We start from the raw sequence: 15,622 nt of genomic DNA on the forward strand, positions 1-15,622 counted from the left end.
CGTCAGTGCACGCGGTCCGGCCGGGACGACCCCGATCCCCCGCGCGCGATCTGCAGGAGGACGGGCAGCCGCTCGCCGAGCAGGGCGTCGAGGTCGGTGACGATGTCCTCGACCCGGTCGGCGATCTCCCGCGGCGATGCGCCCTTCCGCGGGCGGACCTTGATGCGCAGCGCGCGGCGGCGACGCACACGGTAGACGTCGACCGCGAGCGAGGCGACCTGCGGGAGTTCCCCGATAGCCGACGAGAGAGCGTGCTGGACGGCAGCGGCGTCGATGCGGACCTCGCCGGGGAGCCCCTCCGCGGCCCCGTCGTCCTCGACCACGGTGCCGACACGGCCACCACCGAGCGTCGTGAGGACGATCAGCACGAGCACGCCGAGCACGACGGCCCCGCCGAGCACCCACGCCCATGCGGCGATCGAGGCGTCGCGGGATGCGTCCGTACCGAGGTCGCCGAGCGACGCGCGGGCCGCCTGGTGCCAGAGATCGGCGGCCTGCGGGACCGTCTGCACGAGCACGGCGCCGAGTCCCCCGACGAGCAGTGCCAGCCCGACGACGACCAGGGCGATGCGTCCGAGCGCCCGGTTCGTGGCGTTCATCCGTCCACCCGTCCGGTCGGCTGGACACGGACCCGGGTGGTGATCGACGGCGTGGTGTCGATCTCCGCGAACTCGCGCTCGACGGCCTCGGTCGCAGCGACTGCCGGCACGTCAGCACCGGCAGCGGGACGGAGGACGACCTCCACGGTGCGACGGCCGACGGTTCCCACGGCCGCGTCGGGTCCGAGTCGCGTGGCGCTCCGGGCAGCGCGTGCCGCGGCGGAGGCGAGGACCTCGTCGTCCACGACGATCGCGAGCCGCCTGGACGACATCGTGTGGCGGGGGCGTCGCTGCGGCAGGATCCCCTGCAGCAGGAACACCAGGCCGATGACCGCGACGACGGCACCGGTGACGACCACGATCGCGTCGACGAGTCCGCGTGGTGCACGGGCGGCACCGTCGACGACGGCACGGGGATCGACGCCGAGGACGTTCTGGTCGAGGAACACCAGCGCAGCGGCGAACACGGCGGCTGCGGCGACGACCAGTGCGACCAGGACGGCGACGACCACGCTGCCCGACCGCGAGACGTGGGTCTCGCGGCGCAGGACGCGGCGGTACACGGCGTCGTGCTCCCCCGGTGCCGGCGCAGACGTCGGCGACGACCCCGACGGTGAAGCCGGCGGCTGGATCGAGCTCATCGGACCCTCCTCGGGGCGTCGACGACCGACGACGCGAACGTGATGGTGACCCGCTCGACCTGCCGCCCGGTGATGGTGTCCAGGCGCTCGGCGATGGTCGCCCGGGCCCGGTGCGCCGTGCGGACCACCGGTTCGTCGGGCACCGCGTGGGAACCGAGCACCGGAACCGCGAGCGGGGCGGTGATCTCGACCGCCAGCGATCCGCGACCGTCGTCGGCGACCCGGGCACGGACCTCCCGGACGGGTGTGCGGAGCGCTTCGGCCGCGACTGCCTGCGCGGTCCGGACCAGCGCCGTCGTGCCGATGCGGTCGTACCCGGCGACACGCGGCGCCGCGGCCGCACGGGACGGCGCGCTACCGGACGGGGCGATCGGCGGCACGTCGGCCGCCGGACTCACGACGAGCTCCGGCGTCCGCGCAGCACGTCGAGCAGTCGTCGGAAGTCGATGTCCCCGGTGACGATCCGCGCCACGATCCCGCCGACGATCATGAAGACGGCCACGACGACGAACGCCCAGAAGCCGAGCGTGACGGCGACGATGGCCAGCAGGGCGCCGACCCCCATCCCGATGACGGTGGCGTTCACCGGACGCGACCCTCGGCCTCGTCGGGTGCGCCGTTGAGTGCCGGGATGTTGACGTCGTTGATCGCGATGTTGACCTCGGTGACCTCGAGGCCGACGAGCTCGGTGACGGCCTTCGTCACGGACGCGCGGACGGCGGACGCGACCTCCATCATCGGCGTCGGGTAGTCGACCACGATCGTCAGGTCCACGGCGACCTGGGTCTCGCCGACCTCGACGCGGACGCCCTGACCGAGGGCGCTGGAACCGATGGCGTCGCGGATGGCACCGAAGGCACGCGCGGCGTTGCCACCGAGGGCGTAGACACCCGGGACGTCACGGGCGGCGATGCCCGCGATCTTCGCGACGACCTGGTCGTCGATGATGGTCTTGCCGGCGCTGGTCACCTGCGTGGTGACGCTCCCGGTGGTCGGGTTCCCGTCGACGCGGTTCGTCGTCGATGCCATGGTCGTGCTCCTCACGCTCCGGGCGATGTCCTGCTCCCAGGGAACACCATCGTGCCGCACGCCGCCCGACCAGCGGTGCCGCCCGGACCGGCCACGCGGCACCGACCATCGGCACGCCCGCGTCGCCCGCACCGCGCCGTCGGTCGCGACCGGTAGGTTCGACTCCATGCGCGTCGCGACCTGGAACGTGAACTCCGTCCGCACCCGAGTCGGCCGTGTCGTCGACTGGCTCGTCCGCGAAGACGTCGACGTGCTCGGCATGCAGGAGATCAAGTGCAAGCCGGAGCAGTTCCCGGTCGAGGCGTTCGAGGCCGCCGGCTACCAGGTCGAGGCGCACGGCCTGAACCAGTGGAACGGCGTCGCCTTCGCCAGCCGCCTGCCGATGGCCGACGTCACCCGCGACTTCCCCGGCCAGCCCGGCTTCCTCAAGGGACACGAGGGTCCCGACCTCCCCGTCGAGGCCCGCGCGATCGGCGTCACCGTCGACGACGTCCGGCTCTGGAGCCTGTACGTCCCGAACGGCCGCGAGGTCGGAGACCCGCACTACGCGTACAAGCTCGACTGGCTCGCGCAGCTCGCCGACCGCACCACCGAGTGGCTGCAGGCCGACCCGGACCTCAAGCTCGCGCTGATGGGCGACTGGAACGTCGCGCCGCTCGACTCCGACGTCTGGGACGTCTCCGTCTTCGAGGGGCACACCCACGTCACCGAGCCGGAGCGCGCCGCCTTCCGCGCGTTCGAGGAACGGGGGCTGCAGGACGTCGTCCGCCCCCTGGTGCCGTCCGGTTACACCTACTGGGACTACAAGCAGCTGCGGTTCCCGCGCGGCGAGGGCATGCGCATCGACTTCGTCATGGGGTCGCAGGGGTTCGCCGACGTCGTCACGGGTGCGTCCATCCACCGGGACGAGCGGAAGGGCGACGCCCCGAGCGACCACGTGCCGGTCGTGGTGGACCTCGACCTCGAGACGTCCCTCGACGACGACCGCCCGATGATCTTCTGACGCGCGCGGCGCGCTCGCGCCGTGCCGTCCGCACACCCACCGGCCTGGAGGCGCCCACCGGCCCCGCCACGAGCCTCCCGTCCGCCCCTCCCCGCGCGCACCGCCACCGGTGAGATCGCAGTCCGTGTCGCTTTACGCGAGCCGTACCGACACGGAGTGCGATCTCACGGGCGCGCCGAAGGCAGCGCGCGGCCGGCGCGCTACGGGTGCAGGAGTGCGGCGATCGCGACGAGCACCGGGACGGCGCCGAGCGTCGAGATGAGCACCACGTCACGGGCGACGGGCACCGCCGCGTCGTAGCGCTGCGCGTAGTTGAACACGTTCTGCGCCGCGGGCAACGCCCCGAGCGTCGTCAGGACGAACACCTGCTGGTCGTCGAGCCCGAACACGAACCGGGCGAGCACGAACGCCACCGCCGGCATCACGACGAGCTTGATCGACGACGCCACGATGACGTCCGTCCGGATCGCCGGGTCGCGGAGGGGTGCCGCGCCGTGCAGGCTCATCCCGAACGACAGCAGCACGAGGGGCACGGCGGCGGCACCGACGAGCGAGAACGGCTCCAGTACCGGGTCCGGCAGCTCGATCCGGAAGGCGGAGAACACCAGCCCCGTCAGCGAGGCGATGATCAGCGGGTTCGTCACCGGCCCGAGCACCCGGCGCTTCCACCCGCCCCCTGATGCCGTCGCGGTGTCGAGCACGGTCAGCGCGATCGGCGCCATCACGACGAGCTGCAGCAGGATGACGGGCACGACGGCGGTGGCCTGCCCGAGCACGTACACGGCGACCGGCAGGCCGATGTTGTTCGCGTTGACGTAGCTGGCAGCGAGCGCCCCGACGGTGGTCGTCGTGACCGAGCGCCGCAGCACCAGGGCGAACACGAGCGCCGTGCCGAGGGCCACCAACACCGCGCTGAGCAGCGACACCCAGAGCATCGGCGACACCAGCGACGCGATGTCCGCGGTGGCGATCGTGTGGAAGAGCAGGCACGGCATCAGCACGAAGAACGCCAGTCGGCTGATCACGAACTGGGCGTGTGGCCCGAGGAGCCCGATGCGCCCGACGACGTACCCGGCCGCGATGATCGCGCCGATGATCGCGAAGCCGATCAGAACGCCACTCATCACCCCCATCCTGTCAGTCCCGCGGCAGCCCCGCACCGGGCGCGGCAACGAGCGCGGCGCCGCTCGACATGTGACGTCGTACAGGCCGGAAATGCGAACGCATCGAATACCGTTGACGGCATCATGACCAACGCCACGACGCTCACCCGATCGACCGACTCGAGCCAGCCGCTCGTCCCGCTCCTCGAGGAACGGTGGAGCCCCCGCTCCTACGACGAGAGCGCGACGATCTCCGACGAGCAGCTCGACGCCGTGCTCGAGGCCGCTCGCTGGGCGCCGTCGGCCATGAACCTGCAGCCGCGCCGGTTCGTCGCAGCGCGCCGTGGCACGGACGCGTTCCGGAAGATCACGGACAACCTGCTCGGCTTCAACGCCGCATGGGCGTTCCGCGCGAGCGCACTCGTCGTCGGCATCCTCGAGACGACGAACGAGCAGGGCGAACCGCTCCGCTACGCCGAGTACGACCTCGGTCAGTCCCTCGCGGCGCTGACCGTCCAGGCGCACGCCGAAGACCTCCACGTGCACCAGATGGCCGGTATCGACGCCGCCGGCCTCGCCGCTGCGTTCGACCTGCCGGAGCGCTTCGTGCCCTTCACCGTCACGGCGATCGGCACCGTCGCGGACCCGTCGCAGCTCGACGAGAAGGCCGCCGAGCGCGAGGTCGCTCCACGCACCCGCATCGCGCTCGACGAGGTCGTCCTCGTCAAGGAGTAGCCCCACCAGCAGCACGACCGCGGCCGGGATCCTCACGAGGATCCCGGCCGCGTAGTATGTACAGACATGCAGCCCGAGATGAACTTCTACACCCGCAAATGGGTCCGGCCGGAGGACCTCAACGCGAACGGCACGCTCTTCGGCGGCAGCCTGCTCCGTTGGATCGACGAAGAAGCCGCGGTGTACGCGATCATCCAGCTCGGCAACGGCAAGGTCGTCACCAAGTACATGTCCGAGATCGAGTTCGTCTCCTCGGCGAAGGAGGGCGACATCGTCGAGATCGGCCTCGTCGCGACCCGGTTCGGCCGGACCTCGCTGACGATGCGGGCCGAGGCGCGGAACCTCTTCACGCACCGCAGCATCCTCACGATCGACGAGGTCGTGTTCGTCAACCTGGACGTCGACGGCAACCCGGTCCCGCACGGCTACACGGAGATCACGTACGCCCGCGACCGGGTTCCCGCAACGATCCACTGATCCCCGCAGCGCTGAGGATCGGGGACATGTCGCATGACAGAATCGACGGCATGACCGCACCACGTCTCGTCGCGTTCGACCTGGACGACACCCTCGCCCCGTCGAAGTCCGCGCTCGACCCGCGCATGCTCGACACCTTCGCCGCCCTGCTGGACGTGGTCCCGGTCGCGGTGATCAGCGGCGGCAACTTCCACCAGTTCGAGCAGCAGCTCGTGACGCCCCTGCGACACCGTGACGGTCTCACGCTCGACGACCTGCACCTGCTCCCCACCTGCGGCACCCGGTACTATCGCTGGTCCGACGACGACTGGGCGCTGCAGTACGCCGAGGACCTCACCGACGCCCAGAAGCAGCAGGCGCTCGTCGCGGTCGAGACGCAGGCGAAGGCCGCCGGCTACTGGGAGTCCGAGACCTGGGGCGCCATCCTCGAAGACCGCGGTTCGCAGATCACGTTCTCCGCGCTCGGCCAGGCCGCGCCGGTCGCCGAGAAAAAGGCGTGGGACCCGACGGGCGCCAAGAAGGACGACCTCCGGCGCCGCGTGCAGGCCGAGCTCCCCGATCTCGAGGTCCGGTCCGGCGGTTCCACCAGCATCGACATCACCCGCAAGGGCATCGACAAGGCGTACGGCATGCAGCGCCTGGCCGAGCTCACCGGCATCGCGCTCGACGACATGTTGTTCGTCGGGGACCGCCTCGACCCAGAGGGCAACGACTACCCGGTGAAGGCGCTCGGCGTCCCCTGCCACGCGGTCGAGGGCTGGGAGGACACCGACGCGTTCCTCACGGACCTGATCCCGACGCTCGGTCCCGCCCGCGCCTGACGGCGCGGCCCGTCCCGGCCCGGACAGGAGGCACGGGTCGGCCCCGTCAGGACAGGCTGCGGACCGCCTCGACGAACGCCCGGATCTTCGCCGGGTCCTTGACGCCGCGCTGGGACTCGACACCGCTCGACACGTCGACGCCGTCGGGGTCCAGACTCTCGACCGCAGCGACGACGTTCGCCGGCGTGAGACCGCCCGCGAGGATCCACGCTTCGTCGACCTTGCCGGTGACGGACGCAGGATCGATCAGCCGTCCACTCCCGGGCACCGCGGCGTCGAGCAGTAGCAGGTCGTGGTCGTACGACGCCCGTTGTTCGTCGGACTCGGCGAGGTAGGCCTCCGCCGACACCGCCCGGATCGTGAAGAACCCGGCGTCCCGGGCACGGGCGAAGTCCGTCGCCGACTCGCCGCCGTGCAGCTGCAGCGTCGTGAGGCCCACCGCCGACGCGATCCCGACAATCTCGTCGATCTCCTGGTCGCGGAAGACCCCGACGGCGTCGATCCCGTCCGGCACCCGCTCGACGAGCTCCTTCGCGAGGTCGGCGGTCACGGTCCGGGGGCTGCCCGCCGCGAAGACGAACCCGACCGCGTCGGCGCCGGCGTCGATGGCGGCGTCCACGGTCTCGGGCGTCGACAGGCCGCAGATCTTGATCCAGCGCTGGTCGGTCATGCAGTCCATCCTGCACGATACGACAGCCGTGCGGGTGCGCCGACGGCGATCAGTGGAGCGTACCGGCGACGTAGCTCAGGCCACACGCGAGCAGCACCGCGACGGCCGCGAACGATCCGGTCAGGATGTTCCGCCGGCGCCACCGATTGACGGCCACGAACGTGCCGCGCTTGGCGTGCCGGTGCGCTGCCCGGTGCATCCGGTGGTCGCGCTTGTGGGCGGTGCGGGTCGGGCCGAGCGGCACGGGCCCGGTGACCTGCACCGATCCGCCTCGGAGCGCGCGGGCGACGGCGACGGCGGTCGGTCGACGAGCAGGGTCGCGGTCGGTCATGCGCAGGAGCAGTTCGCGCCACTCCGGTCCGACGGACTCCGGGACCTCCGGGCTGTTCCGGAGTCGAGCGAGTGCTGCCTCGACGAGGGTGCCGGAGTACTCCTGGTGCCCGGTCAGGGCCTCGAGCAGGACGAGCCCGAGGGAGTACACGTCCGTCGCGAAGCTGATCGGCTCGCCGGCGACCTGCTCGGGGCTGAGGTACGCCGCCGTGCCGATGATGGTGCCGTCGTTCGTCAGGCGCGATCCGTCGACGAAGTGCGCGACGCCGAAGTCCGTCAGCTTGACCGTGCGGGCGAACCCGGACGAGCCCTCGTCGCTGATGAGGATGTTGGCGGGCTTCACGTCGCGGTGCACGATTCCGCGGGAGTGCACGTACGCCAGCGCGTCGGCGAGCTGCGCGCCGAGGTCGGCGACCTCGTAGTTGTGCAGCGCGCCCTCGGCCAGTCGGCGGAGCAGGGTCGTGTCGGCGATGAGCTCCATCACGATGTACCGGTGCGGACCATCCGAGAACTCGTGCGTCCCGGCGTCGTAGAGCGGGATCAGGCCGGGGTGCGACAGCATGCTGAGCAGCCGGATCTCGCGCTCCTGGCGGACCCGATCGGCCGTCGTCATGGCCTGCGGCGTCGCGAAGAGCTTCACGGCGACCAGTCGGTAGGTGTGCTCGTCGCGGGCTTCGTACACGGATCCCATGCCGCCCGTACCGATGAGCCGGGACAGCCGGTAGCGGCCGGAGAGGATGGTCTCCGTCCGTCCGTTGTCGACAAGGGTCATCGTGCGGTTCGATCCGTCGGGAGCCAAGGGAAGCGAAGGTTGCTCGCGAGGTGACTCGGGCACTACGGTACGCGCGAACGGCGTCGAAAGTGCGGCTGTTATGACTTCGTGACGAGGGGTACATCCCTGAGTTCATGCGGATGCATCGGGGTCTACGCTCTGCGGGACATCACCTAGGAAGGACCTGTCATGGCGCTGTCGAAGGGCGACGAGGTGCACTGGAACACCTCGCAGGGGAAGACCACCGGAACGCTCGTCCAGAAGCGGGTGAGCGACTTCGAGTTCGACGGGCAGCACTTCAAGCCGACGGACGACGACCCGTACTGGATCGTGGAGTCCGAGAAGACCGGCAAGCGCGCTGCACACAAGGAGTCGGCGCTCACGAAGGCCTGACGCGGTTCAGTCCCCTGCGGGCTCGGCGCGACGACGGCCACGCTCGGTACCGGCGGTGCGAGCGGCACGGCCCCGGCGGATCCGCCGCACGACGAACACGACGACGACCCCGGCGATCGCCGCGTACATCCCGCGGTCGATCCACTCGGTGTAGCCCTCGATCCGCTCGTACTGCGTGCCGAGCGCCGCACCGCCGAGCACCAGCAGGCTGTTCCAGACACCGGAGCCGATGATCGTGAACAGCGAGAACGACCAGAGGTTCATCCGGTCGGCCCCCGCCGGCAGCGAGATCAGGCTGCGCACGATCGGGACGAGCCGCCCGAACAGGACGGCGCTGCGACCGTGCCGGTGGAACCACGCGGCGGCCTTGCGGAAGTCGTCCTCGTCGACGAGCGGGAGCTTGCCCAGCCAGCGGACGGTCCGGTCGAACCCGATCACCCGGCCGAGCCAGTAGAGCACCAGTGCCCCGACGTAGGAACCGAGCGTCGCGAGGACCAGGACCAGCACCAGGTTCATCCGCCCGGCACCGGCGAGGAACCCCGCGAGCGGCAGGATGACCTCCGACGGGATCGGCGGGAAGACGGTCTCGACGAAGAGCATCAGCGCGACGCCCCACTCGCCGAGCATGTCGATGAGCTGGAGCACCATCCCCGACAGCCCGCCCATCTCGGAGTCAGGAGAGGACGTGGCGGCGGCGAGGGCAGTCGTCATACCGCCATGTTCCCTGAGTGCCCTGACAGGGAGCAGGACGTGACCTGCGGATCAGCCCAACCCGGTCAGCCCAACCCGGTCAGCCCAGGCCCATGTGCGACGCCCGCACGTGCGTCAACGACCGGGCCAGCGCACCCCTGGCGACCGCGTCCCGACCGACCGTCGACGGCACGATCTCCACCGGGTGCCGGAGCTGCGGCCCGACGGCCTCCGCGAGCGCCGCGCAGAACACCGCCGCAGCAGGCAGGACCTCGCCGCCCACGACCACGACCTCCGGATCGATCGTCGCGACGAGCTGCGCGACCCCCGTCGCGACGTCCGCGGCGAGCGCCCGCACGATCTCGGCGGCAGCCGGGTCACCGTGCCCGGCCGACTCCATGACCGACTCGAGGTCTGCGCCGGACGGGATCCGGGCCTCCAGTCGGGCCGGCGCGCCGGGCCAGCCGGTCGATGCCAGGCCGCCCACCTCGCCCGCCGCCCCCCTGGCGCCGCGTGCCAGCGTGCCGTCGACGAGGTAGGCCGCGCCGATCTGCCGACCCATCACCAGGTAGAGCGCGTCGCGCACACCGGTGAACCGACCCCACATCGTCTCGGCGGTCGCGGCCAGCTTCGCATCGTTGTCGAAGAACGTGGGGGCCGTCGGGAAGAGGTCCTGGATGCGGCCGGGCATCCGGCCCTCGACCCACTGCGGAACGGCGATCGTGTAGTCGATGGCGCCATCGCGGTCGACGACCGCGGGAACGCCGAACGTCGCGGCGAGGAGGCGACCGGCTCCCGGTGTCGAGGTCAGGCGGTGCACGACGTCCTGCACGCTCGTCCAGGCTTGGTCCGCCGACGCGAGGTCCGGGTACACCTCTTCCACCCGGGCGATCTCGTTGCCGCGGAGGTCGGCGAGGAGCCCGACGATGCCGTGCAGCCCGAGGTCCACGCCGAGCACCGATCCGGCGCCGGCGTCGGCGCGGAACCGCTTGGCCCGCCGCCCGGCCTTGTTCGGGGTGACGATCGCGTCGGCCTCCCGCGCCCAGCCCTCGGCGACGAGATCGGCGAGCGATGCCTCGACCGTCGGCCGCGAGAGCCCCACGGTGCGCCCCAGCTCGGTGACGGTGACGGACGCGTCGCTGCGGAACAGTTCGTCGAGGATGGCGCGCGAGTTCACCAGGCGCAGGGCACCCGGCGTGCTCATCGTTGACAGGGTCTCGTTCACGGCCATAGCCTCATATTACGAAAGATCATTGAGGAATGGTGGACTCCGACATGCTCATCCCCCGCCCGCGCCTGTCGACCCCCGGTGTCGGCTCGTTCGAGATCACCCCGACGACCCGCATCGCCGCAGACGCCGCGAGCGAGTCCGTGCGGCTGTACCTGCAGCAGACGCTGCGGGGGTCGACCGGCCTGCCGGTGCGCGATGCCGAGACCCCGGCGGCCGACGTGATCAGCCTGCGCGTGGCGGACGACACGCAGGCAACAGGCGACGCGGACGCGGCGCTCCCGACCGGCCCCGCCGGGTCCACCGCCGAGTCGTTCCGCCTCACCGTGACGCCGGACGGCATCGACGTCCTCGGCGGCAGCGCTGCCGGCGTGTTCTACGGCGTGCAGGCCCTCCTCCAGCTGCTCCCCGCCGACGTGTACCGCAAGGGCCGGGTCGGCACCGGGCCCTGGACCGTGCAGGTGCAGACCGTCGAGGACGCTCCGGCCTTCGCTTGGCGCGGCGTCATGCTCGACGTCGTCCGGCACTTCCGCACCAAGGCCGAGGTCCTCCGCGTCATCGACCAGCTCGCGGCCCACCGGATCAACACGCTGCACTTCCACCTCACGGACGACCAGGGCTGGCGCATCGAGATCCGGAAGTACCCGCGCCTGACCGAGATCGGCTCGTGGCGCCGCGAGTCCCAGGTCGGCGCGCACGTCCCGGACGCAGACGGGGTCATGCGACCGCAGGGCTTCGACGGCAGGCCGCACGGCGGCTACTACACGCAGGACGACATCCGCGAGATCATCGCGTACGCGGCCGACCGGTTCGTCACGGTGGTCCCGGAGATCGAGACCCCCGGGCACGTCCGGGCCGCACTGGCCGCGTACCCGGAACTCGGCGTGCACCCGGAGTCCGGGGTCGAGGTCTGGACGGAGTGGGGCATCGCCGAGGACGTCCTGAACGCCGACGACGCGACGATCGACTTCTTCAAGGACGTCTTCGACGAGGTCGTCGACCTGTTCCCGAGCGCGTACATCGGCCTCGGTGGCGACGAGTGCCCGAAGGTGCAGTGGGAGCAGGACCCCCGCACGCAGGAGCGCATCCGGTCACTCGGGCTCGCGGACGAGGAACAGCTCCAGGCCTGGATCATCGGGCAGCTCGCGGCGCACATCGAGTCGAAGGGCCGTCGGGCGTTCGGCTGGGACGAGATCCTCGAGGGCGGGACGCTCTCGGAGTCGGCCACCGTCGTGTCGTGGCGGGGACTCCGCGGCGCGTCCACGGCTGCGAAGCGGGGGCACGACGTCATCTCCTCGCCCGACGACCAGGTGTACCTGGACTACCGCCAGAGCGACCTGCCGAACGAGCCGATCCCGGTGTCGATCGTGCTGACCGTGGACGACGTCTTCGCGTTCGACCCGGTGCCGGCCGACCTGACCGACGACGAGCGTGCGCACGTCATCGGCGGCCAGGGGAACATGTGGTGCGAGCACGTGGACACCGTCCGGAAGCTCGACTACCAGCTCTTCCCGCGGGTCGCGGCGCTGTCCGAGGCACTCTGGTCCGCAGACGTCACCGGGCCCCGAGACCTCGCGGACTTCCGCGGGCGGCTGGCGGAGCACCTCGCGCGGCTCGAGGCGATGGGCATCGAGTACCGCCACGAGACCGGCCCGTTCCCGTGGCAGGAGCGCCCCGGCGTCCCCGGTCGTCCCGGCACGCGCGAGGAGCGTGCCGCGTACATCGACGCGATCACGGCGAACATCGCTGACTGACGTTGCACATACCAGATTCCAGCCGATAGGTTGGTGTCCATGGACACGTGCACTCTGTCGACCACCGACGGGTTCGACCTCGACGCGCTGATCGGCCGGCATCCGGCCGACCACGAGCTCGAGCTGCCGATCGACTTCGTCCGCGGCAGGACCGTGCTCGTCACCGGCGCTGGTGGGTCGATCGGCAGCGAACTCTGCCGGCAGCTGATGCGCTCGGATCCAGCCGAGGTGATCATGCTCGACCGCGACGAGACGGCCCTCCAGCAGGTGCAGGTGTCGGTCGCGGGGCACGGGCTGCTCGACACGAAGGACGTCGTGCTCGCCGACATCCGCGACGCGTCGACGATCCGGCAGGTGCTCCTGGACCGCCGTCCCGACGTGGTCTTCCACGCCGCGGCGCTCAAGCACCTCCCGATGCTCGAGCAGTACCCGGACGAAGGATGGAAGACGAACGTCCTCGGCACACGCAACGTGCTGGCCGCCGCGGTCGAGTCCGGCGTGCAGACGCTCGTGAACATCTCCACGGACAAGGCGGCGAACCCGACGAGCGTCCTCGGGCAGACCAAGCGCCTGGCCGAACGGCTGACGGCTTGGACCGCGGCGGAGACGGGTCGCGACTACGTGTCCGTCCGGTTCGGCAACGTCCTCGGCAGTCGCGGATCGATGCTGCCGCTCTTCGCCGATCTGATCCGCGCAGGTCGTCCCGTCACGGTGACGCACCCGGACGCCACCCGGTACTTCATGACCATCCCCGAGGCGTGCCACCTCGTCATCCAGGCCGCCGCCATCGCCAGGCCCGGCGAGGTCCTGGTGCTCGACATGGGCGATCCCGTGCGTGTCCTCGACATCGCCCGTCGGATGATCGCCGCGATGGGCGGCACCTCGGACATCGTGTTCACGGGGCTCCGTGCTGGCGAGAAGCTGCACGAGGACCTCATCGGGCAGGGCGAGACCGAGCGACGACCCGTGCACCCGAAGATCTCGCACGCGTCGGTCCCCGCGTTGGATCCCGCCACCTTCGACGGGCCACTGCGCGCCGACACCGCTCCGCTCCTGCTCGCCGCCTGACGCGGGTGACGCGCACCGACGACGGACGGGAGGCCCGGTGCCAGCTGGCACCGAGCCTCCCGTCCGTCCCGTGGTGACGTCCGTCCGGTCGTGGCGTCCGTCCGGTCGTGGCGTCCGTCCGGTCGTGACGTCCGTCCGGTCGTGACGTCCGTCCGGTCGTGGCGTCCGTCCGGTCGTGACGTCCGTCCGGTCGTGGCGTCCTACGCGGCGACCGCGACCCGATCGTCGGCCGGCACGCTGACCGCCGCGGCGTCAGCCGCCGGCGCCCGACGCACCCACTTCTTCAGGCCGACCAGCACCAGCGCCGAGACGACGGTGCCCGCCAGGATCGCGACGATGAACATCGCGACGTCCCCGATGGCGAAGAACACGAAGATCCCACCGTGCGGCGCCCGCGAGGTCACACCGGCAGCCATCGAGATCGCACCGGTGACAGCGGCACCGACCATCGACGCCGGGATGACACGCAGCGGGTCGGCGGCGGCGAAGGGGATCGCCCCCTCGGAGATGAACGACGCACCGAGCAGCCACGCAGCCTTGCCGTTCTCGCGCTCGGGCTTCGTGAACCCCTTGCGGTAGAGGACGGTCGACGCGAGCGCCAGGGCCAGCGGCGGGACCATGCCGGCCGCCATGACCGCGGCCATGATCTCGAACGGCACGACGTTGGTGGCCGATCCGGCACCGAGGCCCGCGACGGCGAACGCGTACGCCACCTTGTTCACGGGGCCGCCGAGGTCGAACGCCATCATGAGGCCGAGGATGATGCCGAGCAGGATCGCCGAGGCGCCGCTCAGCGAGTTCAGCCAGGTGGTGAGCTGCGTCATCACCCAGGCGATCGGACCGCCCAGCACCAGGAGCAGCAGACCGGAGGCGATGATCGACGCGAACAGCGGGATGATCACGACCGGCATCAAGCCGCGGAGCCAGCGCCAGACCGGGATACGCCCGATCCAGTAGGCGGCGGCACCGGCGATGAGACCGCCGACCAGACCGCCGAGGAACCCGGCGTTCATGAACACCGCGATCGACCCGGCGACGAAGCCCGGCGCGATGCCGGGGCGGTCGGCCATGGCGTACGCGATGTACCCGGCGAGGGCTGCGACGAGGAACCCGAGCGACACGCCACCGATCTGGAACGCGGCGGCACCGAGGTAGTACGCCAGGCCCTCCGGCGGCAGGTTCAGCAGCGTGTAGTGCGTCAGCGTGTACACGGCGTTGTTCTGCCCGGAGTCGCCGTGGGCCAGCGCGATGCCGTAGCCGGCGAGCAGGAAGCCGAGCGCGATGAGCAGACCACCGCCGGCGACGAACGGGATCATGTAGGAGACGCCGGTGAGGAGCCAGCGCTTCAGCGACTGCCCGAAGTGCTCGTCCTTCGCGGTGCTGCTGCCGGCCTCGGCCGCGGATCCGGAGACCCGTGCGGCGTTCGGGTCGTCGGCGGCACGGAGCGCCTCGGCGATCATCGCGTCCGGTTCGTCCACGCCGCGCTTGACCGGCCCGGACACGAGGGGCTTACCGGCGAAGCGCGAACGGTCGCGGACGTCGACGTCGACCGCGAAGACGACGGCGTCGGCCCGGGCGATGAGCGCCGGGTCGAGCGGCTCGACCTGCGAGGACCCCTGCGTCTCGACGTGCATCTCGGCGCCGGCGCGCTGGGCGGCGGCGACGAGGGCGTCGGCCGCCATGTAGGTGTGCGCGATGCCGGTCGGGCAGGCGGTGACCCCCACGATGACCTTCCGGCCGGCGGCCGCTGCCGTGGTCGGCGCGGCCGGACTGGAGGCTCGGGGTGCGCCCGTGACGCCGGCGTCGGCGACCTCGCCGGTCACCTCGCGGTCCACCAGGTCGACGATCTCCTGCTGTGTGGTCGCGGCGCGGAGGGCGGCCGTGAAGTCCTCGCGGATGAGCGCCCGGGCCAGGGTCGAGAGGACGGTGAGGTGGTCCTTGTCGGCCCCCTCGGGCACGGCGATCATGAAGACCAGGTCGGCGTCGCCGTCCGGAGCGCCGAACGGCACCTTCCGGGCGAGCCTGCTCATCGCGAGTGTCGGTTCGGTGACCGACGCCGACCGGGCGTGCGGGATGGCGATGCCACCGGGGACGCCGGTGCCGACGCTCGCCTCACGCTTGACGGCGTCCGCCGCGAGGGCGCTTCCGTCGGCCGCGCGGCCGGTCGCAGCGACGCGGTCGGCGAGGACGCGGATGACGTCGGACGAGGTGGCGCCGAGGTCTTCGTCGAGGCCGACGAGGGCGACGCTGATGAGGCCGGGACTCGTGTCCGAGCTGCGCGCAGCGGTCATGGTGTGCTCCTTTGCAGT

Annotated in this window: 17 protein-coding genes and 1 pseudogene; 7 read left to right on the forward strand and 11 right to left on the reverse strand. The window is 71.2% G+C overall.

Annotation, left to right across the window (positions count from 1 at the left end):
• Positions 1-2: 2 nt before the first annotated feature.
• From ACO0E1_RS05560 to ACO0E1_RS05580, 5 genes are read right to left on the reverse strand one after another with little or no spacing between them, the layout of a single operon-like run.
• Entirely contained in the window at positions 3-599 is a 597-nt protein-coding gene (locus ACO0E1_RS05560; RefSeq protein ID WP_422873280.1) for a hypothetical protein, read from the reverse strand.
• Positions 596-1,240 carry a hypothetical protein gene (locus ACO0E1_RS05565; RefSeq protein ID WP_422873281.1) on the reverse strand — a complete coding sequence of 215 codons (645 nt, stop codon included), beginning with the start codon at positions 1,238-1,240 and terminating at the stop codon, positions 596-598. The genes ACO0E1_RS05560 and ACO0E1_RS05565 overlap by 4 nt, the downstream gene beginning before the upstream one ends.
• Positions 1,237-1,638 (reverse strand): hypothetical protein, encoded by a 402-nt coding sequence (locus ACO0E1_RS05570; protein WP_422873282.1) that lies wholly within the window; start codon positions 1,636-1,638, stop codon positions 1,237-1,239. The genes ACO0E1_RS05565 and ACO0E1_RS05570 overlap by 4 nt, the downstream gene beginning before the upstream one ends.
• Positions 1,635-1,826, reverse strand: coding sequence for a DUF2273 domain-containing protein (locus tag ACO0E1_RS05575; RefSeq protein ID WP_422873283.1), 192 nt, complete (start codon positions 1,824-1,826; stop codon positions 1,635-1,637). The genes ACO0E1_RS05570 and ACO0E1_RS05575 overlap by 4 nt, the downstream gene beginning before the upstream one ends.
• A complete protein-coding gene (locus tag ACO0E1_RS05580; protein WP_422873284.1) occupies positions 1,823-2,269 on the reverse strand; it encodes an Asp23/Gls24 family envelope stress response protein in 447 nt (148 codons plus the stop codon). Before ACO0E1_RS05580 ends, ACO0E1_RS05575 begins: the two co-directional genes overlap by 4 nt.
• Positions 2,270-2,435: 166 nt before the next feature.
• On the opposite strand from ACO0E1_RS05580, the gene ACO0E1_RS05585 reads away from it, so the two are divergent.
• On the forward strand, positions 2,436-3,272 hold the full coding sequence (locus ACO0E1_RS05585) for an exodeoxyribonuclease III (RefSeq protein ID WP_422873285.1): 837 nt from the start codon (positions 2,436-2,438) through the stop codon (positions 3,270-3,272).
• 200 nt (positions 3,273-3,472) lie between these two features.
• On the opposite strand, the gene ACO0E1_RS05590 is transcribed toward ACO0E1_RS05585, so the two are convergent.
• Complete coding sequence (locus ACO0E1_RS05590; RefSeq protein ID WP_422873286.1) at positions 3,473-4,396, reverse strand: AEC family transporter; 924 nt, start codon at positions 4,394-4,396, stop codon at positions 3,473-3,475.
• 123 nt (positions 4,397-4,519) lie between these two features.
• On the opposite strand from ACO0E1_RS05590, the gene ACO0E1_RS05595 reads away from it, so the two are divergent.
• From ACO0E1_RS05595 to ACO0E1_RS05605, 3 genes are all read left to right on the forward strand, one after another.
• On the forward strand, positions 4,520-5,110 hold the full coding sequence (locus ACO0E1_RS05595) for a nitroreductase family protein (protein ID WP_422873287.1): 591 nt from the start codon (positions 4,520-4,522) through the stop codon (positions 5,108-5,110).
• A 66-nt stretch (positions 5,111-5,176) separates the two neighbouring features.
• Positions 5,177-5,587, forward strand: coding sequence for an acyl-CoA thioesterase (locus ACO0E1_RS05600; RefSeq protein WP_422873288.1), 411 nt, complete (start codon positions 5,177-5,179; stop codon positions 5,585-5,587).
• 50 nt (positions 5,588-5,637) lie between these two features.
• On the forward strand, positions 5,638-6,408 hold the full coding sequence (locus ACO0E1_RS05605) for an HAD-IIB family hydrolase (protein WP_422873289.1): 771 nt from the start codon (positions 5,638-5,640) through the stop codon (positions 6,406-6,408).
• Between the two features lie 46 nt (positions 6,409-6,454).
• Here ACO0E1_RS05605 and ACO0E1_RS05610 read toward each other — a convergent pair whose 3' ends face one another.
• Both ACO0E1_RS05610 and ACO0E1_RS05615 read right to left on the reverse strand, forming a co-directional pair.
• Positions 6,455-7,078 (reverse strand): phosphoribosylanthranilate isomerase, encoded by a 624-nt coding sequence (locus ACO0E1_RS05610; protein ID WP_422873290.1) that lies wholly within the window; start codon positions 7,076-7,078, stop codon positions 6,455-6,457.
• Between the two features lie 49 nt (positions 7,079-7,127).
• Positions 7,128-8,180 (reverse strand): serine/threonine-protein kinase, encoded by a 1,053-nt coding sequence (locus ACO0E1_RS05615; RefSeq protein ID WP_422873291.1) that lies wholly within the window; start codon positions 8,178-8,180, stop codon positions 7,128-7,130.
• Positions 8,181-8,369: 189 nt separating this feature from the next.
• Here ACO0E1_RS05615 and ACO0E1_RS05620 point away from each other — a divergent pair, with 189 nt between their 5' ends.
• On the forward strand, positions 8,370-8,573 hold the full coding sequence (locus ACO0E1_RS05620; RefSeq protein WP_422873292.1) for a hypervirulence associated TUDOR domain-containing protein: 204 nt from the start codon (positions 8,370-8,372) through the stop codon (positions 8,571-8,573).
• A gap of 6 nt (positions 8,574-8,579) precedes the next feature.
• Here ACO0E1_RS05620 and ACO0E1_RS05625 read toward each other — a convergent pair whose 3' ends face one another.
• Together ACO0E1_RS05625 and ACO0E1_RS05630 are read right to left on the reverse strand one after the other, a co-directional pair.
• Positions 8,580-9,284: a DedA family protein gene (locus ACO0E1_RS05625; protein WP_422873293.1), complete on the reverse strand. Its 705-nt coding sequence runs from the start codon at positions 9,282-9,284 to the stop codon at positions 8,580-8,582.
• 79 nt (positions 9,285-9,363) lie between these two features.
• Positions 9,364-10,488, reverse strand: a complete 1,125-nt coding sequence (locus ACO0E1_RS05630; protein WP_422873294.1) for an ROK family transcriptional regulator — start codon at positions 10,486-10,488, stop codon at positions 9,364-9,366.
• Between the two features lie 35 nt (positions 10,489-10,523).
• Between ACO0E1_RS05630 and ACO0E1_RS05635 the strand changes: the two genes are divergently transcribed.
• Positions 10,524-12,245: a beta-N-acetylhexosaminidase gene (locus ACO0E1_RS05635; RefSeq protein ID WP_422873295.1), complete on the forward strand. Its 1,722-nt coding sequence runs from the start codon at positions 10,524-10,526 to the stop codon at positions 12,243-12,245.
• Positions 12,246-12,323: 78 nt separating this feature from the next.
• Positions 12,324-13,313 (forward strand): annotated as a pseudogene (locus ACO0E1_RS05640) (UDP-N-acetylglucosamine 4,6-dehydratase family protein); the annotation flags it as partial.
• Positions 13,314-13,513: 200 nt separating this feature from the next.
• Here the strand turns inward: ACO0E1_RS05640 and ACO0E1_RS05645 are convergent.
• Positions 13,514-15,604, reverse strand: a complete 2,091-nt coding sequence (locus ACO0E1_RS05645) for a PTS fructose transporter subunit IIABC (protein WP_422873296.1) — start codon at positions 15,602-15,604, stop codon at positions 13,514-13,516.
• Between the last annotated feature and the right edge of the window lie 18 nt (positions 15,605-15,622).

Source organism: Curtobacterium guangdongense (assembly GCF_049341845.1).
Taxonomy (GTDB): Bacteria; Actinomycetota; Actinomycetes; order Actinomycetales; family Microbacteriaceae; genus Curtobacterium; species Curtobacterium guangdongense.

Bases quoted from the DNA above. Each gene is read 5' to 3' on its own strand.
- ACO0E1_RS05560 (WP_422873280.1), bottom strand. From the start codon at position 599: ATGAACGCCACGAACCGGGCGCTCGGACGCATCGCCCTGGTCGTCGTC.
- ACO0E1_RS05565 (WP_422873281.1), bottom strand. From the start codon at position 1,240: ATGAGCTCGATCCAGCCGCCGGCTTCACCGTCGGGGTCGTCGCCGACG.
- ACO0E1_RS05580 (WP_422873284.1), bottom strand. From the start codon at position 2,269: ATGGCATCGACGACGAACCGCGTCGACGGGAACCCGACCACCGGGAGC.
- ACO0E1_RS05585 (WP_422873285.1), top strand. From the start codon at position 2,436: ATGCGCGTCGCGACCTGGAACGTGAACTCCGTCCGCACCCGAGTCGGC.
- ACO0E1_RS05590 (WP_422873286.1), bottom strand. From the start codon at position 4,396: ATGAGTGGCGTTCTGATCGGCTTCGCGATCATCGGCGCGATCATCGCG.
- ACO0E1_RS05595 (WP_422873287.1), top strand. From the start codon at position 4,520: ATGACCAACGCCACGACGCTCACCCGATCGACCGACTCGAGCCAGCCG.
- ACO0E1_RS05600 (WP_422873288.1), top strand. From the start codon at position 5,177: ATGCAGCCCGAGATGAACTTCTACACCCGCAAATGGGTCCGGCCGGAG.
- ACO0E1_RS05605 (WP_422873289.1), top strand. From the start codon at position 5,638: ATGACCGCACCACGTCTCGTCGCGTTCGACCTGGACGACACCCTCGCC.
- ACO0E1_RS05610 (WP_422873290.1), bottom strand. From the start codon at position 7,078: ATGACCGACCAGCGCTGGATCAAGATCTGCGGCCTGTCGACGCCCGAG.
- ACO0E1_RS05615 (WP_422873291.1), bottom strand. From the start codon at position 8,180: ATGACCCTTGTCGACAACGGACGGACGGAGACCATCCTCTCCGGCCGC.
- ACO0E1_RS05620 (WP_422873292.1), top strand. From the start codon at position 8,370: ATGGCGCTGTCGAAGGGCGACGAGGTGCACTGGAACACCTCGCAGGGG.
- ACO0E1_RS05625 (WP_422873293.1), bottom strand. From the start codon at position 9,284: ATGACGACTGCCCTCGCCGCCGCCACGTCCTCTCCTGACTCCGAGATG.
- ACO0E1_RS05635 (WP_422873295.1), top strand. From the start codon at position 10,524: ATGGTGGACTCCGACATGCTCATCCCCCGCCCGCGCCTGTCGACCCCC.
- ACO0E1_RS05645 (WP_422873296.1), bottom strand. From the start codon at position 15,604: ATGACCGCTGCGCGCAGCTCGGACACGAGTCCCGGCCTCATCAGCGTC.